This window comes from Pseudomonas sp. WJP1, from assembly GCF_028471945.1.
Taxonomy (GTDB): Bacteria; Pseudomonadota; Gammaproteobacteria; order Pseudomonadales; family Pseudomonadaceae; genus Aquipseudomonas.
In genome coordinates this window covers 6048562-6067714 of the sequence record NZ_CP110128.1, presented here as the reverse complement: position 1 = coordinate 6067714, position 19153 = coordinate 6048562, and the positions used below count along the sequence as shown (strand labels likewise).

The 19153-nt window shown below is 57.2% G+C and carries 14 protein-coding genes and 2 rRNA genes; 11 read left to right on the top strand and 5 right to left on the bottom strand.

The features are described from left to right. Nucleotides 1–23 precede the first annotated feature (23 nt). The 4 genes from OH720_RS27255 to OH720_RS27240 all read right to left on the bottom strand — a co-directional run bounded on the left by OH720_RS27255 (nt 24) and on the right by OH720_RS27240 (nt 3357). Nucleotides 24–833, bottom strand: coding sequence for a Crp/Fnr family transcriptional regulator (locus OH720_RS27255; RefSeq protein WP_272603565.1), 810 nt, complete (start codon nt 831–833; stop codon nt 24–26). A 16-nt stretch (nt 834–849) separates the two neighbouring features. Beyond that, nucleotides 850–1122 (bottom strand): TfoX/Sxy family protein, encoded by a 273-nt coding sequence (locus tag OH720_RS27250; protein ID WP_007971093.1) that lies wholly within the window; start codon nt 1120–1122, stop codon nt 850–852. Between the two features lie 243 nt (nt 1123–1365). Then, nucleotides 1366–1710 (bottom strand): pentapeptide repeat-containing protein, encoded by a 345-nt coding sequence (locus OH720_RS27245; RefSeq protein ID WP_180204596.1) that lies wholly within the window; start codon nt 1708–1710, stop codon nt 1366–1368. 90 nt (nt 1711–1800) lie between these two features. Then, complete coding sequence (locus tag OH720_RS27240; RefSeq protein WP_272603564.1) at nt 1801–3357, bottom strand: bifunctional aminoglycoside phosphotransferase/ATP-binding protein; 1557 nt, start codon at nt 3355–3357, stop codon at nt 1801–1803. Between the two features lie 114 nt (nt 3358–3471). On the opposite strand from OH720_RS27240, the gene mrcB reads away from it, so the two are divergent. The 3 genes from mrcB to OH720_RS27225 are packed head-to-tail and all read left to right on the top strand — an operon-like array spanning nt 3472 to nt 6897. Further along, nucleotides 3472–5796: a penicillin-binding protein 1B gene (gene mrcB / locus OH720_RS27235; RefSeq protein ID WP_272603563.1), complete on the top strand. Its 2325-nt coding sequence runs from the start codon at nt 3472–3474 to the stop codon at nt 5794–5796. A 16-nt stretch (nt 5797–5812) separates the two neighbouring features. Further along, nucleotides 5813–6562, top strand: a complete 750-nt coding sequence (locus tag OH720_RS27230; protein ID WP_272603562.1) for a tetratricopeptide repeat protein — start codon at nt 5813–5815, stop codon at nt 6560–6562. After that, the gene (locus OH720_RS27225; protein WP_180204600.1) at nt 6562–6897 is read left to right on the top strand and encodes a YqcC family protein; all 336 of its coding nucleotides are present in this window, start codon (nt 6562–6564) and stop codon (nt 6895–6897) included. The genes OH720_RS27230 and OH720_RS27225 overlap by 1 nt, the downstream gene beginning before the upstream one ends. Before the next feature lie 111 nt (nt 6898–7008). Here the strand turns inward: OH720_RS27225 and OH720_RS27220 are convergent, their stop codons facing one another. Further along, entirely contained in the window at nt 7009–7431 is a 423-nt protein-coding gene (locus OH720_RS27220; RefSeq protein ID WP_272603561.1) for a DUF4124 domain-containing protein, read from the bottom strand. Nucleotides 7432–7827: 396 nt separating this feature from the next. On the opposite strand from OH720_RS27220, the gene OH720_RS27215 reads away from it, so the two are divergent. From OH720_RS27215 to OH720_RS27180, 8 genes are all read left to right on the top strand, one after another. After that, on the top strand, nt 7828–9552 hold the full coding sequence (locus OH720_RS27215; RefSeq protein WP_180204602.1) for an acetolactate synthase 3 large subunit: 1725 nt from the start codon (nt 7828–7830) through the stop codon (nt 9550–9552). A gap of 2 nt (nt 9553–9554) precedes the next feature. Continuing rightward, a complete protein-coding gene (gene ilvN / locus OH720_RS27210; RefSeq protein ID WP_003176102.1) occupies nt 9555–10046 on the top strand; it encodes an acetolactate synthase small subunit in 492 nt (163 codons plus the stop codon). Nucleotides 10047–10091: 45 nt separating this feature from the next. Beyond that, on the top strand, nt 10092–11108 hold the full coding sequence (gene ilvC, locus OH720_RS27205; RefSeq protein ID WP_007909969.1) for a ketol-acid reductoisomerase: 1017 nt from the start codon (nt 10092–10094) through the stop codon (nt 11106–11108). Nucleotides 11109–11252: 144 nt separating this feature from the next. Continuing rightward, complete coding sequence (gene pssA / locus OH720_RS27200) at nt 11253–12110, top strand: CDP-diacylglycerol--serine O-phosphatidyltransferase (protein WP_008055839.1); 858 nt, start codon at nt 11253–11255, stop codon at nt 12108–12110. A gap of 63 nt (nt 12111–12173) precedes the next feature. Then, nucleotides 12174–13187 carry a protein-methionine-sulfoxide reductase catalytic subunit MsrP gene (gene msrP, locus OH720_RS27195; RefSeq protein WP_272603560.1) on the top strand — a complete coding sequence of 338 codons (1014 nt, stop codon included), beginning with the start codon at nt 12174–12176 and terminating at the stop codon, nt 13185–13187. After that, nucleotides 13187–13807 (top strand): protein-methionine-sulfoxide reductase heme-binding subunit MsrQ, encoded by a 621-nt coding sequence (gene msrQ, locus OH720_RS27190; protein WP_272603559.1) that lies wholly within the window; start codon nt 13187–13189, stop codon nt 13805–13807. Before msrP ends, msrQ begins: the two co-directional genes overlap by 1 nt. 486 nt (nt 13808–14293) lie before the next feature. Beyond that, nucleotides 14294–15830: ribosomal RNA gene (locus OH720_RS27185) — 16S ribosomal RNA — on the top strand. Between the two features lie 327 nt (nt 15831–16157). Then, a 23S ribosomal RNA gene (locus OH720_RS27180) occupies nt 16158–19049 on the top strand. Together the 16S and 23S rRNA genes form the textbook arrangement of a ribosomal RNA operon. Nucleotides 19050–19153: the final 104 nt, after the last annotated feature.

Genomic DNA, 19153 nt, shown 5'->3' with positions numbered 1-19153 from the left:
ACGCTTGTTCCAAGTCCTTGTATTCATTGAACTCTGCCTGTCGTTTTCAGTGCGCTCAGTTGTGTAACCTGTTTATTCAGCAGGTCAATACGCCGGGCCATGCTCTCGATCAGGCTGCTGGCAATCTTCGGGTTGCTCTGGGTCAGGCTCAAAAACTGATCCTTGGGAATGCGCATGATGGTGCAGGGTTCGCGGGTGATGACCGTGGCGTTGCGTTTCTCGCCGGTAAACACGGCCATGGCGCCGAAAATCTCGTCCTTGGGCACGTCGCCCACCTTCACGCCATCGACAAACGCTTCGGCGTGGCCGTCGATGATGACGAACACATGGTCCGCTTCATCGCCCTGACGGATCAGCATTTCGCCGCTGGCAACACGCTGGAAGCCGTTGGTGGCGCGAAACTCCGGTTGCTGAAGGCGCGCCACGGCATCGGACAGCAGGGCGGTCTGGCCCGCCATGTACTGCAGGAACAGTTCGGAGCGGGCCGGGTCGGCATAGATGTGCTGGAACACCTGCGATCGAAGGTAGGGTGTCAGCGCCACGTGCGTCTTGCTGCACAGGCGGCAGCGTGGCAGCCCTGCGTCCTGGCGCAGGCCGATCAGATCGCCCTGCTGCAGATAGAACAGCGCACGATCATCGATACAGCCGTGCAGCCGGCCGTTATTCAGCATGAACAGTTGATCGGTGGGCAATGCGGCGGCGAGGTCGTCGATGGCAGGAAATTCGACGCTGGGCCCACTCGGTGCCAAACCCTGCAACAGTCGGGCGGGCATGTTTTGCAGGCGATTGATCAGTGTTTCGGCGTAAGCCGGTTGTTCCCCAAGTAAGTACATGGCGAGCGGTACTCGTTCAGTTCTTGTGGCGTGACGAGATGGCTTCGAGTTGTTTGTTCAAGGCTTCCTTGCGTTCAGCGGGGATGTCGTTCCAGTGCACGTCCATCAAGGCGCCTTCGATCGCGTACAACAACACCTTGGAAGCCCGGAACCCGCGCGTGCGCACGGCCCGATAAGCATCCACCGCCCCCAGGCGACGCAAGTCCGAGGCGCTGTGGATGCCCACGGCATGCAGCCATTGCGCCGACGTCTTGCCAAGATTCTTCAGGTGTTGCAGTTCATCATTCATCAAGCCTCCTTGCGATGGCCGAATGGTGCGTGGGCAAGCTTCTGAGCAGTGTAGCCATCAGCAGGAAAAGCGTGATTGTTTGCTCGGTTTCGATGCAAAAGCTTCTAAGCGGCAGTTGCCCCTGGCGTTGCTAAAAGCGAGGAAAAGGAGGGGGATAGCGATCAAAATGCCCGATTTTCGAGCAAGACCGCCCGGCGTCAAGCGCGAAGCGTGGGCGCTGGACTTGTCATTTCAGACTGACGGTCAGCGGGTGCGATAACGCAGGCGCGTACCGAAGTTCATCGACATCAGGATTTCGTCGGCGCTCAGTTCCGCCGGAAAGTAGGCGCCGGAAATCTGTGCATGGGCCAGGCTCGCACCTTCGAGCGAAGCGTTGCGAAAATCGATACCGCGCAGATCGGCGGAGCGGAAATAGGCGTCGGTGAAGTCGATGCCGTCGGCGTCCAGTTCGCGCAGGTCCAGGCCACGGAAATCACCACCGACCATGTCGATAGACCCGTGCTGGGGGCGCTCTTTGTTGAAACCGGCGATGTCGTCCTTGTGCAGCAAGGCATACAGCGGGGTATCGAGCAGTTTGGGCTGGCTCATGTCACGTCACCTGTTGGATTTATGACGCCAGTATAGTGCCAGTATTTGAAAGCCGTGAAGCCGGGTCAGGCTTCACGGCGCAAATGCCCCTTACAGGCCGGGCAGGCGCTGGCGAATCTGTTCCACCACCGTGTCCAGGGTCCCGCTTTCGTTGGTTTGCACGCGCTTGCTGCAGAGGATTTCCGCGGGCGTCAGTGCTTCACGACTGGCTTGCTGGGCTTCGATAACGGCCAGGGTGGCGTCGGACGGATCCTTTTTGTCTGCCTGGCGCAGGGCCAGCCAGCTCTCGATCACTGCTTGCGGTGCATTGCAGTCAAGGATCAGGAAAGGCGCGCCGGTGGCCTCGGCCACTTTCGCCGCGTTGTCGCGCTGCTCATGCTTGAGGTAAGTGGCATCGACCACCACCGGGAACCCGGCGTGCAGGATCAGCCCGGCAACTTCGTGCAGGCGCTGGTAGGTCGCGGCGCTGGCGTCGGCACTATAAATGCCGGCCTGCAGGTCATTGGCGACGGTTTGCTCGCCGAACAGGCGTTTGCGTTCCACATCGGAGCGCAGGCGAATCGCTCCCAGTGCTTCCACCAGGCGCATGGCCACGTGGCTTTTGCCAACGGCGGAAACGCCGTGGGTGATGGCCATGAAGCGCGAAGGGATGGTGCTGTAGCTTTCCGCCAGGTTGGCGTAGTTGCGGTATTGGCGCAGTGTCGTGGCGCGCTGCACCGCAGTGGCCTCGGCCGGCATGCTGAACAGGGTGACCTTGGCGCGCACCAGTGCGCGGTAGGCTTTATAGAAGTTCAGCAGTTCCAGGCCCTGGTAATCGCCGGTCAGCTCCAGGTATTGGCTGATGAATCGACGCGCCAGGCACTTGAGGCCGCGGTCTTCCAGGTCCATCGCCAGGAAGGCGGTGTCGGCGTACACGTCGGTGAAGCGGAACGGTTCGTTGAACTCGATGCAATCGAAGATCACCACGCGGCCGTCGATCACGGTGGCGTTGCCCAAATGGATGTCACCATGGCATTCGCGAATGAAACCCTCGGCCTTGCGCTGGGCGAACAGTGGCTTGAGGCGATCGAAGCTGGTTTCGGCCCAGGCCAGCAGGGCGTCCAGTTGCAGCAGGTCGGCCTTGTCGCTGAGGAAGGGGCGAATCTGCTCGAAGTTCTGCCGTACAGGGGCCATGACGCTGTCCGCGGTCCCGGCTTCGTGTTCAGCCGGCACTCGCGGGGCGTCCAAGTGGAAGCGGGCGATCTGTTCAGCCATCTGGTCGATGTGCGCGGGTGTCAGTTCGCCGTTGGCTTGCAGCGTGCTGAGCAATCCGTCCTGGGCAAACTGGCGCATTTTCAGCGCGTATTCGATGGCCGGACCTTCGCCACCCAGTTGTGGCGCTTCGGCGCTACCGGTGATCGGTAACACTTCGAGATAAAGATCCTCGGTCAGGCGCTGGTTCAGGCGCAGCTCTTCAGCGCAGAAATGCCCCCGGGCCTCGAGGGTGGTGAAGTCGAGGAAGCCGAAGTTCATCGGCTTCTTCACTTTATAAGCAAAGGGGCCGGTAAGCACGACCCAGGAAATGTGGGTCTCGATGACCTTGAATCCATCTACAGGATGCGGGTAGAGGGCCGGGTTTTGCAGAGCGGCGATCAGGGACTGGCTCACAGGCGATCCTTAAGAGTCGGAAAAATTCAGGCGCTCATTATGGCGTCTAGCCAGCCTAACGCAAACTCGCGGGCCTCCTGTTGAGGATGAATAAAGTGCGTATAATCCGCCGCCATGACTCGTACTCGAACCCCCCGTACCCCAAAGAAACCCCCCTCCCAAGGCCTGCGGCCCTGGCTGGGCTGGGCCCTTAAACTCAGCCTGGTCGGCCTTGTGGTGCTGGCCGGGTTCGCCGTTTACCTCGATGCCATCGTGCAGGAGAAGTTCTCCGGCAAGCGCTGGACCATTCCGGCCAAGGTCTACGCGCGTCCGCTCGAGCTGTTCGTCGGACAAAAGCTGAGCAGGGACGATTTTCTCACCGAGCTCGATGCCTTGGGTTATCGCCGTGAAAGTGTGGCCAACGGTCCGGGCGCGGCCTCGGTCAATGGCAGTACCGTCGATCTGAACACCCGTGGCTTCCAGTTCTATGAAGGCATGGAGCAAGCGCAACCGGTGCGAGTGCGTTTCTCCGGTGATTACGTGGCCGAACTGTCGGGGACCAAGGGTTCGAAGTTGTCGGTGGTTCGCCTGGAACCGCTGCTGATCGGCGGCCTGTACCCGAAAAACCTCGAAGACCGGATCCTGATCAAGATCGATCAGGTGCCGCCGTATTTGCTCGAGACTCTGGTCGCTGTCGAAGACCGTGATTTCTACCACCACTTTGGTGTCTCGCCAAAGTCGATTGCCCGGGCGATCTGGGTCAACGGCTCGTCGGGCCGCATGCGTCAGGGCGGTAGTACCCTGACCCAGCAGCTGGTCAAGAACTTCTACCTGACCAACGAGCGCAGCCTGACCCGCAAGCTGACCGAAGCAATGATGGCGCTGCTGCTGGAGCTGCACTACGACAAGCCTGAGATCCTCGAGGCTTACCTCAACGAAGTGTTTATCGGCCAGGACGGCCAGCGCGCGGTGCACGGTTTCGGCCTGGCCAGCCAGTTCTTCTTCAGCCAGCCACTGGCCGAGCTGAAGTTGCATCAGGTGGCCTTGCTGGTCGGCATGGTCAAGGGGCCGTCCTCCTACAACCCGCGCCGGTATCCGGAGCGTGCACTTGAGCGGCGCAACCTGGTGCTCGATGTGCTGCAGGAGCAGGGCGTTGCCACGGCCGAGCAAGTCGAAGCCGCGAAGAAAATGCCACTGGGCGTGACCAAGCGCGGCAGCCTGGCGGACAGCTCGTTCCCTGGCTTCCTCGATCTGGTCAAGCGCCAGCTGCGTGAAGACTACCGCGACGAAGACTTGACCGAAGAGGGGCTGCGGATCTTTACCAGCTTCGATCCGATCCTGCAGATGAAGGCCGAGGCGTCGGTCAACGACACGTTCAAGCGCCTGTCCGGCCGCAAGGGTTCTGATGAGGTCGAGGCGGCCATGGTCGTGACCAACCCCGAAACCGGCGAGGTGCAGGCCATGATCGGCAGTCGCCAGGCCAGCTTTGCCGGTTTCAACCGGGCACTGGACGCGGTGCGGCCGATCGGCTCGTTGATCAAGCCGGCGGTGTACCTGACGGCGCTGGAAAAGCCGAGCCAGTACACCTTGACCAGTTGGCTGTCGGACGACTACTTCTCGGTCAAGGGTGCGGACGGCCAGGTCTGGAAACCACAGAACTATGATCGCCGTTCCCACGGCACGGTTTTCCTTTATCAAGGGCTGGCGCACTCCTACAACTTGTCGACCGCACGCCTGGGCCTGGCCGTGGGTGTGCCGAATGTCCTCAAGACACTCGGGCGCCTGGGTGTCAGTCGCGAGTTCCCGGCCTTCCCCTCGATGTTGCTGGGTGCCGGCGGCATGACCCCGATCGAAGTGGCGACCATGTACCAAACGCTCGCCAACGGTGGCTTCAATACGCCGATGCGCGGGATTCGTAGCGTCCTGACGGCCGAAGGCGAGCCGCTCAAGCGTTATCCGTTCCAGATCCAGCAACGTTTCGACCCGGCGTCGATCTACCTGATCCAGAGCGCCATGCAGCGCGTAATGCGTGAAGGTACCGGCAGCTCGGTCTACAACGTGTTGCCAAAGACCTTGACCCTGGCCGGCAAGACCGGGACCAGCAACGACTCGCGAGACAGTTGGTTCGCAGGTTTCAGTCAGGACTTGCTGGCGGTGGTCTGGTTGGGACGCGACGACAACGGCAAGACACCGTTCACCGGTGCCACCGGTGCGTTGCAGGTCTGGACCAGCTTCATGCGCAAGGCCGACCCGTTGCCGCTGGACATGCCGCAGCCGGATAATATCGTTCAGGCCTGGGTCGATTCGCGAACCGGCCAAGGCTCCGACGCCGGTTGCCCCGGCGCCGTACAGATGCCGTATATTCGTGGCAGCGAACCGCCTCCCGGTCCCGCTTGTGGTGGCGAAAGCCCGATCAACGGTGAAACGGTGATGGATTGGGTCAAGGGCTGGATGAATTAAGCAAAGAGGGTTTCAAGTGAACAAGTGGTTGATTCCAGCGGTGACCGCCGTGGCTTTGCTCAGCGGTTGTTCTTCGGTACAGCGCGGCTCGATTCCGGTGGTGGACTCCGGTACCAAGGTCTCCAATAGCGAGCGCGTATCAGCGAACGGCGGCTACCGTCAGACGACGGTAAAACGTCCTGTGCAATCCCAGACCCAGGAGATTCCACAAGGCGATACCGGTGTTGTCGTGATGGTGCCAGGGGGTGGTGCGGTGGCGTCGGCGCCAATCAGCACCAGCCCGATTACGCCAGGCCCGATTACCCCGGGTCCGATCACGCCAGGCCCGATGAGCACGTCGCCGGTTCAGTCCGCACCGGTCAATCAGGGCAGCTACAGCATGCCTTCGACGCCGAGCGGGATTCCGTCAGCGAGTTCCGGTGGCCTGTCCGCCGACGAACAACTGGACGGTCCGGTGCTGGCCCTGTTGACCACCGCCCAGCAGCAACAGGCTAGCGGCGACCTCAATGGTGCTTCTTCCAGTCTCGAGCGCGCCCAGCGTGTCGCCCCGCGTGAGCCGCAAGTACTCTATCGCCTGGCGCAGGTGCGCATGGCCCAAGGTGATGCGCCGCAGGCCGAACAATTTGCCCGCCGTGGCCTGACCTTCGCCAACGGGCGCCCGGCACTGCAGGCCAGCCTGTGGGAGCTGATCGCCCAGGCGCGTGAGAAGCAGGGCGACTCCGCGGGCGCCGCACTGGCTCGTCAGAAAGCCAAGGTTACTTCGTGATGGATGTACGTTTCCCAAAGATTGCCGATCAGCTGCTGCTGATCGAACGTGAGTTGCGGGTGCAAGGGTGGTGGGATGAAGTCCCGCCATCCGCTGAAGCGTTGTCCAGCGTCGAGCCGTTTTCGGTCGATACGCTGGACTTCGAACAGTGGCTGCAATGGATCTTCCTGCCGCGCATGAAAGCAATTCTGGAACAGGACTTGCCCTTGCCGAATGCATCGGGGATTCAGGAGATGGCCGAAATGGTCTTTGCCGGGCGCAATGTCCAGGGCAAGGATCGGCAGCTGCAGGTGTTGCTCAAAGAGTTCGATCAACTGATCACCGCTTCGCGCTAACCCCCCCCGATCCCCTGTAGGAGCGAGCCTGCTCGCGATGGTCGTCAACGGTGACACGGGCTGTCTGAATGCCCGCGTTGCCTGGACGTTTTTCGCGAGCAAGCTTTGCTCCTACATGCAGTTATCCGCAATCTGCTTTTGCGTTTCGCCGATGCGCTCCTGACGCTGGGAGCCATCGAGGCGCCGCATCTGGCCATCCACTTCCTCTCTCAAACGCGGATTATTCTGCAACTGCGCCAGATTGGTTCGCGCCTGTTCGCAGAAAGCCTTCAGCTGGTTCTGTTGCTCGGCCACCTGCTTCTTCACGGACGTGTCGATCGCCTGCTGGTCGCCAATAGCGCCGCTGTGTCCGGCAGTGCCTGGCTTGCCTGGTTGTGAGGCTGGCGTGACGACAGTAGTGGCTGCCTGATCCCGAGGCGGTTGAGCATCGAAATGGGTAACGCCCTGGGCGTCGACCCACTTGTAAATCTGCGCGGCCATGGACGGCGGGCTGAGGGCGACCATCAGGCCGGCGATGAGGAAGTGCGTACGCATGCCAATTCCTTGTCAAAAGTTGCGCAATTGAAGCTAACACACAGGGGGTTTACAGGTTTTTTCTTGCGTTCTCATGTGGTTAGTAGAATAAACCTCATAGACGACTTGACTTGCAAGGGACGAAACAGAAGAATCCAAAGTCCGCTGTAGAGGGACTGCCAGAAGCAGACCCACTCGGCAGATCATGAGGCGCACATCCGCGCCGACCTGTTACACCCGCAACGCGTTACCTCGCGCTGGGTGGGAAAAGCCCGCAACACTTGGGACGATCCCAATACTTGCTCAGTCAGTGCTGACGTAGTCGGCGACCACCGTCGCTCATGCTCTGCTGAGAAGTAAACCTATTAAGACCCGTCCTTTTGTGGGCGGTATTCTGGCGTTTTAGAGGTGAACAACGTGGAGCTTTTATCTGGCGGTGAGATGCTCGTCCGCTTTTTGCGCGACGAAGGCGTCAAATATATCTACGGGTACCCGGGTGGTGCTCTTCTTCATGTCTATGATGCCTTGTTCAAAGAACCGGAAGTGACCCACATCCTGGTTCGTCACGAGCAGGCTGCGACCCATATGGCTGACGGCTACGCCCGTGCCACCGGTAAAGCCGGCGTGGTACTGGTGACTTCCGGCCCGGGCGCAACCAACGCCATCACCGGTATCGCCACGGCCTACATGGACTCCATTCCGATGGTGGTGATTTCTGGCCAGGTGCCTAGCACCATGGTCGGTACCGACGCTTTCCAGGAAACCGACATGATCGGTATCTCCCGGCCGATCGTGAAACACAGCTTCATGATCAAGCACGCGTCGGAAATCCCGGAAGTCATGAAGAAGGCTTTCTACCTGGCGCAATCCGGTCGTCCTGGTCCGGTCGTTGTCGATATCCCGAAAGACATGACCAACCCGGCCGAGAAGTTCGAATACGTCTTCCCGAAAAAAGCCAAGCTGCGTTCCTACAGCCCGGCCGTTCGCGGCCACTCGGGGCAAATCCGCAAGGCGGCAGAAATGCTCCTGGCGGCCAAGCGTCCTGTGCTGTACTCGGGCGGTGGCGTCATCCTCGGTGGTGGCTCCGCGCCGCTCACCGAGTTGGCGAAGATGCTCAATCTGCCAGTGACCAATACCCTGATGGGCCTGGGTGGCTTCCCTGGCACCGACCGTCAGTTCATCGGCATGCTGGGCATGCACGGCAGCTACACCGCCAACCTGGCGATGCACCATGCTGACGTGATCCTGGCCGTCGGCGCACGTTTCGACGACCGCGTCATCAACGGCGCATCGAAGTTCTGCCCGAACGCCAAGATCATCCACATCGACATCGACCCGGCTTCGATTTCCAAGACCATCAAGGCCGATGTGCCTATCGTGGGTCCGGTCGAGAGCGTCCTGACCGAAATGGTCGCGATCCTCAAGGAAATCGGCGAGACCCCGAACAAGGAGTCCGTGGCCAGTTGGTGGAAGCAGATCGACGAGTGGCGCGGTGACCGCGGCCTGTTCCCTTACGACAAGGGCGACGGCAGCGTCATCAAGCCGCAGGCGGTGATTGAAACCCTGTGCGAAGTGACCAAGGGCGATGCCTTTGTTGCCTCCGACGTGGGTCAGCACCAGATGTTCGCGGCGCAGTACTACAAGTTCAACAAGCCGAACCGCTGGATCAACTCCGGTGGCCTGGGCACCATGGGCTTCGGTTTCCCGGCAGCCATGGGCATCAAGTTGAGCTTCCCGGATGATGATGTCGCCTGCGTAACGGGCGAGGGCAGCATCCAGATGAACATTCAGGAATTGTCGACCTGCCTGCAATACGGTTTGCCGGTCAAGATCGTCATCCTGAACAACGGTGTACTGGGCATGGTTCGCCAGTGGCAGGACATGAGCTACGGCAGCCGCCACTCTCATTCCTACATGGAATCGCTGCCTGATTTCGTCAAGCTGGCGGAGGCCTACGGCCACGTTGGCGTGCGCATCACCGATTCGAAAGATTTGAAGTCGAAGATGGAAGAAGCGTTCGCCATGAAAGATCGCCTGGTAGTGATCGATATTGCGGTCGACACCAGCGAGCACGTCTACCCGATGCAGATCAAAGACGGCTCCATGCGCGATATGTGGCTGAGCAAGACGGAGCGTACTTAATCATGCGGCACATTATTTCCTTGCTTCTGGAAAACGAACCTGGCGCTTTGTCTCGTGTAGTCGGCCTGTTCTCGCAGCGCAACTACAACATCGAAAGCCTGACCGTGGCACCCACCGAAGACCCGACCCTGTCGCGTCTGACGCTGACCACTGTCGGTCACGATGAGGTCATCGAGCAGATCACCAAGAACCTGAACAAACTGATCGAAGTGGTCAAATTGGTCGACCTGTCGGAAAGTGCTCACATCGAGCGCGAACTGATGCTGGTCAAGGTCAAGGCCACCGGCGCCCAGCGCGCCGAGATCAAGCGCACCACCGATATTTACCGTGGACAGATCGTCGATGTCAGTGCCAGCGTATATACCGTTCAATTGACCGGTACCAGCGACAAGCTCGACAGCTTCATCCAGTCCATTGGCACCGCCTCGATCCTGGAGACCGTCCGCAGTGGCGTCACCGGTATTGCCCGCGGCGACAAAGTACTCAGCATCTAAACCAAATTAGCGAATGGCCTGAACGGCCTGATAGAGGGGAAATTCATGAAAGTTTTCTACGATAAAGACTGCGACCTGTCGATCATCCAGGGCAAGAAAGTTGCCATCATCGGTTACGGTTCCCAGGGCCACGCTCAAGCGTGCAACCTGAAAGACTCCGGCGTTGACGTGACTGTTGGCCTGCGCAAAGGCTCGGCCACTGTTGCCAAGGCTGAAGCCCATGGCCTGAAAGTGACTGACGTTGCTTCCGCCGTTGCTGCTGCCGACCTGGTCATGATCCTGACCCCGGACGAGTTCCAGTCTTCCCTGTACAAGAACGAAATCGAGCCGAACATCAAGAAAGGCGCCACCCTGGCCTTCTCCCACGGCTTCGCGATCCACTACAACCAGGTTGTGCCGCGCGCTGACCTCGACGTGATCATGATCGCGCCGAAGGCACCAGGCCACACCGTACGTTCCGAGTTCGTGAAAGGCGGCGGTATCCCTGACCTGATCGCGATCTACCAGGACGCTTCCGGCAACGCCAAGAACGTTGCGCTGTCCTACGCTGCCGGTGTTGGCGGCGGTCGTACCGGCATCATCGAAACCACCTTCAAGGACGAGACTGAAACCGACCTGTTCGGCGAACAAGCCGTTCTGTGCGGCGGTACCGTTGAGCTGGTGAAAGCTGGCTTCGAAACTCTGGTTGAAGCTGGCTACGCGCCGGAAATGGCCTACTTCGAGTGCCTGCACGAACTGAAGCTGATCGTTGACCTCATGTACGAAGGCGGTATCGCCAACATGAACTACTCGATCTCCAACAACGCCGAGTACGGCGAGTACGTGACCGGCCCGGAAGTGATCAACGCCGAATCCCGTCAGGCCATGCGCAACGCCCTGAAACGTATTCAGGACGGCGAATACGCCAAGATGTTCATCAGCGAAGGCGCTACCGGCTATCCTTCGATGACCGCCAAGCGTCGTAACAACGCCGCGCACGGTATCGAAGTCATCGGCGAGCAACTGCGCTCCATGATGCCTTGGATCGGTGCCAACAAGATCGTCGACAAAGCCAAGAACTAAGTCGAGCGCTTGTACGAAAAACGCGGCTTAGGCCGCGTTTTTTCGTTTGGGTGACCGGTTCTGGTATAAAGCTGCATCGTTTGCGGTCGAACCGTCGTCCCAGACACCTGTCGAAACTTTCCACCCCGTTGCAAGGTAATGTCCATGAGCGAACGTCCCGAAGAGCCAAAGCAGGCTTCTGACGCCGAAAGCCTTCTGCCCATCGATGAGCACATCGAAGAAGGGCATGACGCTGAAGGCCGTAAAGTCCGGCATCGTGGTATCTATCTTCTGCCGAATCTGTTCACCACTGCGAACCTGTTCGCAGGGTTCTACTCCATCATCAACTCGATGAGCGCCCAGAGTGCCTTGAGCGCCGGTGACTCGATCGGTGCGAGCAAGTATTTCGCCTTTGCCGCCATCGCGATTTTCGTGGCGATGGTGCTCGACGGCCTCGACGGCCGCGTTGCCCGCATGACCAACACCCAGAGTGCCTTTGGTGCTGAATACGACTCGCTGTCGGACATGGTTGCCTTTGGCGTGGCGCCGGCATTGCTCGCCTTTGGCTGGGCGCTTGGCGACATGGGCAAGGTCGGCTGGATGGTCGCCTTCATCTATGTAGCGGGCGCGGCGTTGCGCCTGGCGCGCTTCAACACCCAGGTCGGTACTGCCGACAAGCGCTATTTCATAGGTCTGGCCAGCCCGGCTGCGGCCGGTGTAGTAGCCGGTATTGTCTGGGCGTTCAGCGATTACGGCATCCAGGGTTCCAAGATGTCCTTCCTGGTTGCGCTGATGGTGGCGGCGGCCGGCATGCTGATGGTCAGCAACATCAAGTACAACAGCTTCAAGGAGCTGGACTTGAAAGGGCGCGTACCTTTCGTGGCGATCCTTGCCGTGGTGCTGGTGTTCGCGGTCGTGTTCAGTGATCCGCCGCGTATCCTGCTCCTGGTGTTCCTCGCCTACGCAGCCTCCGGTCCGGTGCAATACCTGTTACATCTTCGTCGCCGCAAAAGCGCCGAGTGATGTAATTTCCCTCATACTCCGCAGTCTATTGGTGCGTCTGTTCTCCAATGCTGCGGAGTAGCCATGCTGATCAAAGTCCCAAAAGCGTCCGACTGCCATGAGTCGGACGTCACGCCTGAATCCTTCTATCTTTCGCGACGCAATGTATTGGGCGCTGCCGTGGCCGGATTGGCCGTGACCAGTCTGCCGCGATGGGCTGTGGCCGATGAAGCGGCGCGTTACCCGGATGTCGAGCCTGGCAAGGCGCCGTCCTGGTTTGCCGAAAAACTTCCCTCCACCCGTTGGGGTGCCGTCAGCGTGAAGGATGAGGCGATCACGCCATTCAAGGACGCGACGCACTACAACAACTTCTATGAGTTCGGCACTGACAAGGGTGACCCGGCGGCGAACGCCGGTGCGCTGAAAACCGAGCCCTGGACCGTGGTCGTGGACGGGGAGGTGGGCAAGCCGGGGCGGTATGCGCTGGAAGACTTCATGAAGCCTTACCAGCTGGAAGAGCGCATTTACCGGTTGCGCTGTGTAGAGGCGTGGTCGATGGTGATTCCATGGATCGGCTTCCCCATTTCGGCGTTGCTCAATCAGGTAGAGCCGACGTCAAACGCCAAATTCATTCGCTTCGAAACCCTGCAGGATCCCAAGAGCATGCCAGGGCAACGCTCCGGGTTCGCCTTGATCGACTGGCCTTATGTAGAAGGGCTGCGATTGGACGAAGCAATGAATCCGCTGGCAATACTGGCGGTGGGGATGTATGGGCGCGAGTTACCGAATCAGAACGGGGCTCCCTTGCGTTTGGTCGTGCCATGGAAATACGGGTTCAAAAGCATCAAGTCCATCGTGCGGATAAGCCTGGTGAGCGAGCAGCCTAAAACCACATGGCAGAGTATTGCCGCGGACGAGTACGGCTTCTACGCGAACGTGAACCCTACGGTTGACCACCCGCGCTGGACTCAGGCCCGCGAGCGCCGGCTACCGAGTGGCCTGTTCAAGCCCAATGTGCGTGACACGCTGATGTTCAACGGCTATGCCGATGAAGTCGCTTCTTTATATGCAGGGCTCGATCTGCGGAAAAACTATTGATGCGCTATCCGCTATGGCGTTCAGCGGTTTTCGTGTCTGCATTGGTGTGGCCTCTGCTTTGGTTGTACCAGGCCTGGCAGGATGCGCTGGGGCCTGATCCCGGCAAGGTGCTGGTCGACCGATTGGGGTTGGGGACACTTGTTCTGTTGCTCATCACATTAAGCATGACGCCCCTGCAGAAACTCACGGGTTGGGCGGGGTGGGTAGCTGTCCGGCGGCAATTGGGGTTGTGGTGTTTCGCTTATGTGGTTCTGCACTTGAGCGCCTATCTGGCTTTTATCCTCGGGTTCGACTGGTCGCAGCTTGGTGTCGAGTTGCGCAAGCGTCCGTATATCATTGTCGGGGCCTTGGGCTTCTTGTGTTTGCTGGCATTGGCGTGCACATCCAATCGATACAGTCAGCGACGTTTGAGGGCTCGCTGGAAGCAGCTGCATCGCCTGGCTTATCTGGTTCTCGTGCTTGGATTGCTGCATATGCTCTGGATCGTACGCGCCGATCTGAAGGAGTGGTCGATCTATGCATCTATGGGTGCATTGCTGTTAGTGTTGAGGCTGCCGCCGCTGGCCCGTCGAATTCCGCGTCTAATGGCCAAAAAGGGCTCTTCTGCCAAAAAGGCGTAATTAGTGGTTGACGGCAGATTCTGGAGGCCTATAATTCGCCCCACTTCCGGCGCAGTCGAAACGGAAAACTCCTTGGTAAACAATGAGTTAAGAAGTTTTCGGCAGCAGGTTGCTTCAGGTTATCGAAGCGCCAAGGAAGTTGAAAAAGAGGTGTTGACAGCAGCGTGTAACGCTGTAGAATTCGCCTCCCGCTGATGAGAGATCTGAAGCGCAAGTGGTTGAAGTTGTTAAGGATTCCTTGAAAACTTCTGAAAAATACCACTTGACAGCAAATGAGGCTGCTGTAGAATGCGCGCCTCGGTTGAGACGAAAGATCTTAACCAACCGCTCTTTAACAACTGAATCAAGCAATTCGTGTGGGTGCTTGTGGAGTCAGACTGCTAGTCAACAGATTATCAGCATCACAAGTTACTCCGCGAGAAATCAAAGATGTAACCAACGATTGCTGAGCCAAGTTTAGGGTTTTCTCAAAACCCAAAGATGTTTGAACTGAAGAGTTTGATCATGGCTCAGATTGAACGCTGGCGGCAGGCCTAACACATGCAAGTCGAGCGGATGAAGAGAGCTTGCTCTCTGATTCAGCGGCGGACGGGTGAGTAATGCCTAGGAATCTGCCTGGTAGTGGGGGACAACGTTTCGAAAGGAACGCTAATACCGCATACGTCCTACGGGAGAAAGCAGGGGACCTTCGGGCCTTGCGCTATCAGATGAGCCTAGGTCGGATTAGCTAGTTGGTGAGGTAATGGCTCACCAAGGCGACGATCCGTAACTGGTCTGAGAGGATGATCAGTCACACTGGAACTGAGACACGGTCCAGACTCCTACGGGAGGCAGCAGTGGGGAATATTGGACAATGGGCGAAAGCCTGATCCAGCCATGCCGCGTGTGTGAAGAAGGTCTTCGGATTGTAAAGCACTTTAAGTTGGGAGGAAGGGTTGTAGATTAATACTCTGCAATTTTGACGTTACCGACAGAATAAGCACCGGCTAACTCTGTGCCAGCAGCCGCGGTAATACAGAGGGTGCAAGCGTTAATCGGAATTACTGGGCGTAAAGCGCGCGTAGGTGGTTTGTTAAGTTGGATGTGAAAGCCCCGGGCTCAACCTGGGAACTGCATTCAAAACTGACAAGCTAGAGTATGGTAGAGGGTGGTGGAATTTCCTGTGTAGCGGTGAAATGCGTAGATATAGGAAGGAACACCAGTGGCGAAGGCGACCACCTGGACTGATACTGACACTGAGGTGCGAAAGCGTGGGGAGCAAACAGGATTAGATACCCTGGTAGTCCACGCCGTAAACGATGTCAACTAGCCGTTGGGAGCCTTGAGCTCTTAGTGGCGCAGCTAACGCATTAAGTTGACCGCCTGGGGAGTACGGCCGCAAGGTTAAAACTCAAATGAATTGACGGGGGCCCGCACAAGCGGTGGAGCATGTGGTTTAATTCGAAGCAACGCGAAGAACCTTACCAGGCCTTGACATCCAATGAACTTTCCAGAGATGGATTGGTGCCTTCGGGAACATTGAGACAGGTGCTGCATGGCTGTCGTCAGCTCGTGTCGTGAGATGTTGGGTTAAGTCCCGTAACGAGCGCAACCCTTGTCCTTAGTTACCAGCACGTAATGGTGGGCACTCTAAGGAGACTGCCGGTGACAAACCGGAGGAAGGTGGGGATGACGTCAAGTCATCATGGCCCTTACGGCCTGGGCTACACACGTGCTACAATGGTCGGTACAGAGGGTTGCCAAGCCGCGAGGTGGAGCTAATCCCATAAAACCGATCGTAGTCCGGATCGCAGTCTGCAACTCGACTGCGTGAAGTCGGAATCGCTAGTAATCGCGAATCAGAATGTCGCGGTGAATACGTTCCCGGGCCTTGTACACACCGCCCGTCACACCATGGGAGTGGGTTGCACCAGAAGTAGCTAGTCTAACCTTCGGGGGGACGGTTACCACGGTGTGATTCATGACTGGGGTGAAGTCGTAACAAGGTAGCCGTAGGGGAACCTGCGGCTGGATCACCTCCTTAATCGACGACTCAGCTGCTCCATGAGCTCCCACACGAATTGCTTGATTCATTGAAGAAGACGAAAAGGTCGTTTCTACCTGGAAATGGCTGTTTTGTTTTAAAGCTTAGAAATGAGCATTCCATCGAATTGATGGTGAATGTTGATTTCTAGTCTTTGACTAGTTCGTTCTTTAAAAATTTGGGTATGTGATAGAAAGATAGACTGAACGTTACTTTCACTGGTAACGGATCAGGCTAAGGTAAAATTTGTGAGTTCTCTTAGTTGAGAAATTCGAATTTTCGGCGAATGTCGTCTTCATAGTATAACCAGATTGCTTGGGGTTATATGGTCAAGTGAAGAAGCGCATACGGTGGATGCCTTGGCAGTCAGAGGCGATGAAAGACGTGGTAGCCTGCGAAAAGCTTCGGGGAGTCGGCAAACAGACTTTGATCCGGAGATGTCTGAATGGGGGAACCCAGCCATCATAAGATGGTTATCTTGTACTGAATACATAGGTGCAAGAGGCGAACCAGGGGAACTGAAACATCTAAGTACCCTGAGGAAAAGAAATCAACCGAGATTCCCTTAGTAGTGGCGAGCGAACGGGGACTAGCCCTTAAGTGGCTTTGAGATTAGCGGAACGCTCTGGAAAGTGCGGCCATAGTGGGTGATAGCCCTGTACGCGAAAATCTCTTAGTCATGAAATCGAGTAGGACGGAGCACGAGAAACTTTGTCTGAATATGGGGGGACCATCCTCCAAGGCTAAATACTACTGACTGACCGATAGTGAACTAGTACCGTGAGGGAAAGGCGAAAAGAACCCCGGAGAGGGGAGTGAAATAGATCCTGAAACCGTATGCGTACAAGCAGTGGGAGCCTACTTTGTTAGGTGACTGCGTACCTTTTGTATAATGGGTCAGCGACTTATTTTCAGTGGCGAGCTTAACCGAATAGGGGAGGCGTAGCGAAAGCGAGTCTTAATAGGGCGTCTAGTCGCTGGGAATAGACCCGAAACCGGGCGATCTATCCATGGGCAGGTTGAAGGTTAGGTAACACTGACTGGAGGACCGAACCGACTACCGTTGAAAAGTTAGCGGATGACCTGTGGATCGGAGTGAAAGGCTAATCAAGCTCGGAGATAGCTGGTTCTCCTCGAAAGCTATTTAGGTAGCGCCTCATGTATCACTGTAGGGGGTAGAGCACTGTTTCGGCTAGGGGGTCATCCCGACTTACCAAACCGATGCAAACTCCGAATACCTACAAGTGCCGAGCATGGGAGACACACGGCGGGTGCTAACGTCCGTCGTGAAAAGGGAAACAACCCAGACCGTCAGCTAAGGTCCCAAAGTTATGGTTAAGTGGGAAACGATGTGGGAAGGCTTAGACAGCTAGGAGGTTGGCTTAGAAGCAGCCACCCTTTAAAGAAAGCGTAATAGCTCACTAGTCGAGTCGGCCTGCGCGGAAGATGTAACGGGGCTCAAACCATACACCGAAGCTACGGGTATCACTTAGGTGATGCGGTAGAGGAGCGTTCTGTAAGCCTGTGAAGGTGAGTTGAGAAGCTTGCTGGAGGTATCAGAAGTGCGAATGCTGACATGAGTAACGACAATGGGTGTGAAAAACACCCACGCCGAAAGACCAAGGTTTCCTGCGCAACGTTAATCGACGCAGGGTTAGTCGGTCCCTAAGGCGAGGCTGAAAAGCGTAGTCGATGGAAAACAGGTTAATATTCCTGTACTTCTGGTTATTGCGATGGAGGGACGGAGAAGGCTAGGCCAGCTTGGCGTTGGTTGTCCAAGTTTAAGGTGGTAGGCTGGAATCTTAGGTAAATCCGGGATTCTAAGGCCGAGAGCTGATGACGAGTTACCTTTTAGGTGACGAAGTGGTTGATGCCATGCTTCCAAGAAAAGCTTCTAAGCTTCAGATAACCAGGAACCGTACCCCAAACCGACACAGGTGGTTGGGTAGAGAATACCAAGGCGCTTGAGAGAACTCGGGTGAAGGAACTAGGCAAAATGGCACCGTAACTTCGGGAGAAGGTGCGCCGGTGAGGGTGAAGGACTTGCTCCGTAAGCCCACGCCGGTCGAAGATACCAGGCCGCTGCGACTGTTTATTAAAAACACAGCACTCTGCAAACACGAAAGTGGACGTATAGGGTGTGACGCCTGCCCGGTGCCGGAAGGTTAATTGATGGGGTTAGCTAACGCGAAGCTCTTGATCGAAGCCCCGGTAAACGGCGGCCGTAACTATAACGGTCCTAAGGTAGCGAAATTCCTTGTCGGGTAAGTTCCGACCTGCACGAATGGCGTAACGATGGCGGCGCTGTCTCCACCCGAGACTCAGTGAAATTGAAATCGCTGTGAAGATGCAGTGTATCCGCGGCTAGACGGAAAGACCCCGTGAACCTTTACTATAGCTTTGCACTGGACTTTGAATTTGCTTGTGTAGGATAGGTGGGAGGCTTTGAAGCGTGGACGCCAGTTCGCGTGGAGCCATCCTTGAAATACCACCCTGGCAACTTTGAGGTTCTAACTCAGGTCCGTTATCCGGATCGAGGACAGTGTATGGTGGGTAGTTTGACTGGGGCGGTCTCCTCCTAAAGAGTAACGGAGGAGTACGAAGGTGCGCTCAGACCGGTCGGAAATCGGTCGTAGAGTATAAAGGCAAAAGCGCGCTTGACTGCGAGACAGACACGTCGAGCAGGTACGAAAGTAGGTCTTAGTGATCCGGTGGTTCTGTATGGAAGGGCCATCGCTCAACGGATAAAAGGTACTCCGGGGATAACAGGCTGATACCGCCCAAGAGTTCATATCGACGGCGGTGTTTGGCACCTCGATGTCGGCTCATCACATCCTGGGGCTGAAGCCGGTCCCAAGGGTATGGCTGTTCGCCATTTAAAGTGGTACGCGAGCTGGGTTTAGAACGTCGTGAGACAGTTCGGTCCCTATCTGCCGTGGACGTTTGAGATTTGAGAGGGGCTGCTCCTAGTACGAGAGGACCGGAGTGGACGAACCTCTGGTGTTCCGGTTGTCACGCCAGTGGCATTGCCGGGTAGCTATGTTCGGAATAGATAACCGCTGAAAGCATCTAAGCGGGAAACTAGCCTCAAGATGAGATCTCACTGGGACCTTGAGTCCCCTGAAGGGCCGTCGAAGACTACGACGTTGATAGGTTGGGTGTGTAAGCGCTGTGAGGCGTTGAGCTAACCAATACTAATTGCCCGTGAGGCTTGACCATATAACACCCAAGCAATTTGACTACTCGAAAGAGCATCAGATTGCGGTGTGTGAAGACGAAACGAACCGAAAGTTCGAATCTCACAAAACACCGAGCTATCACAT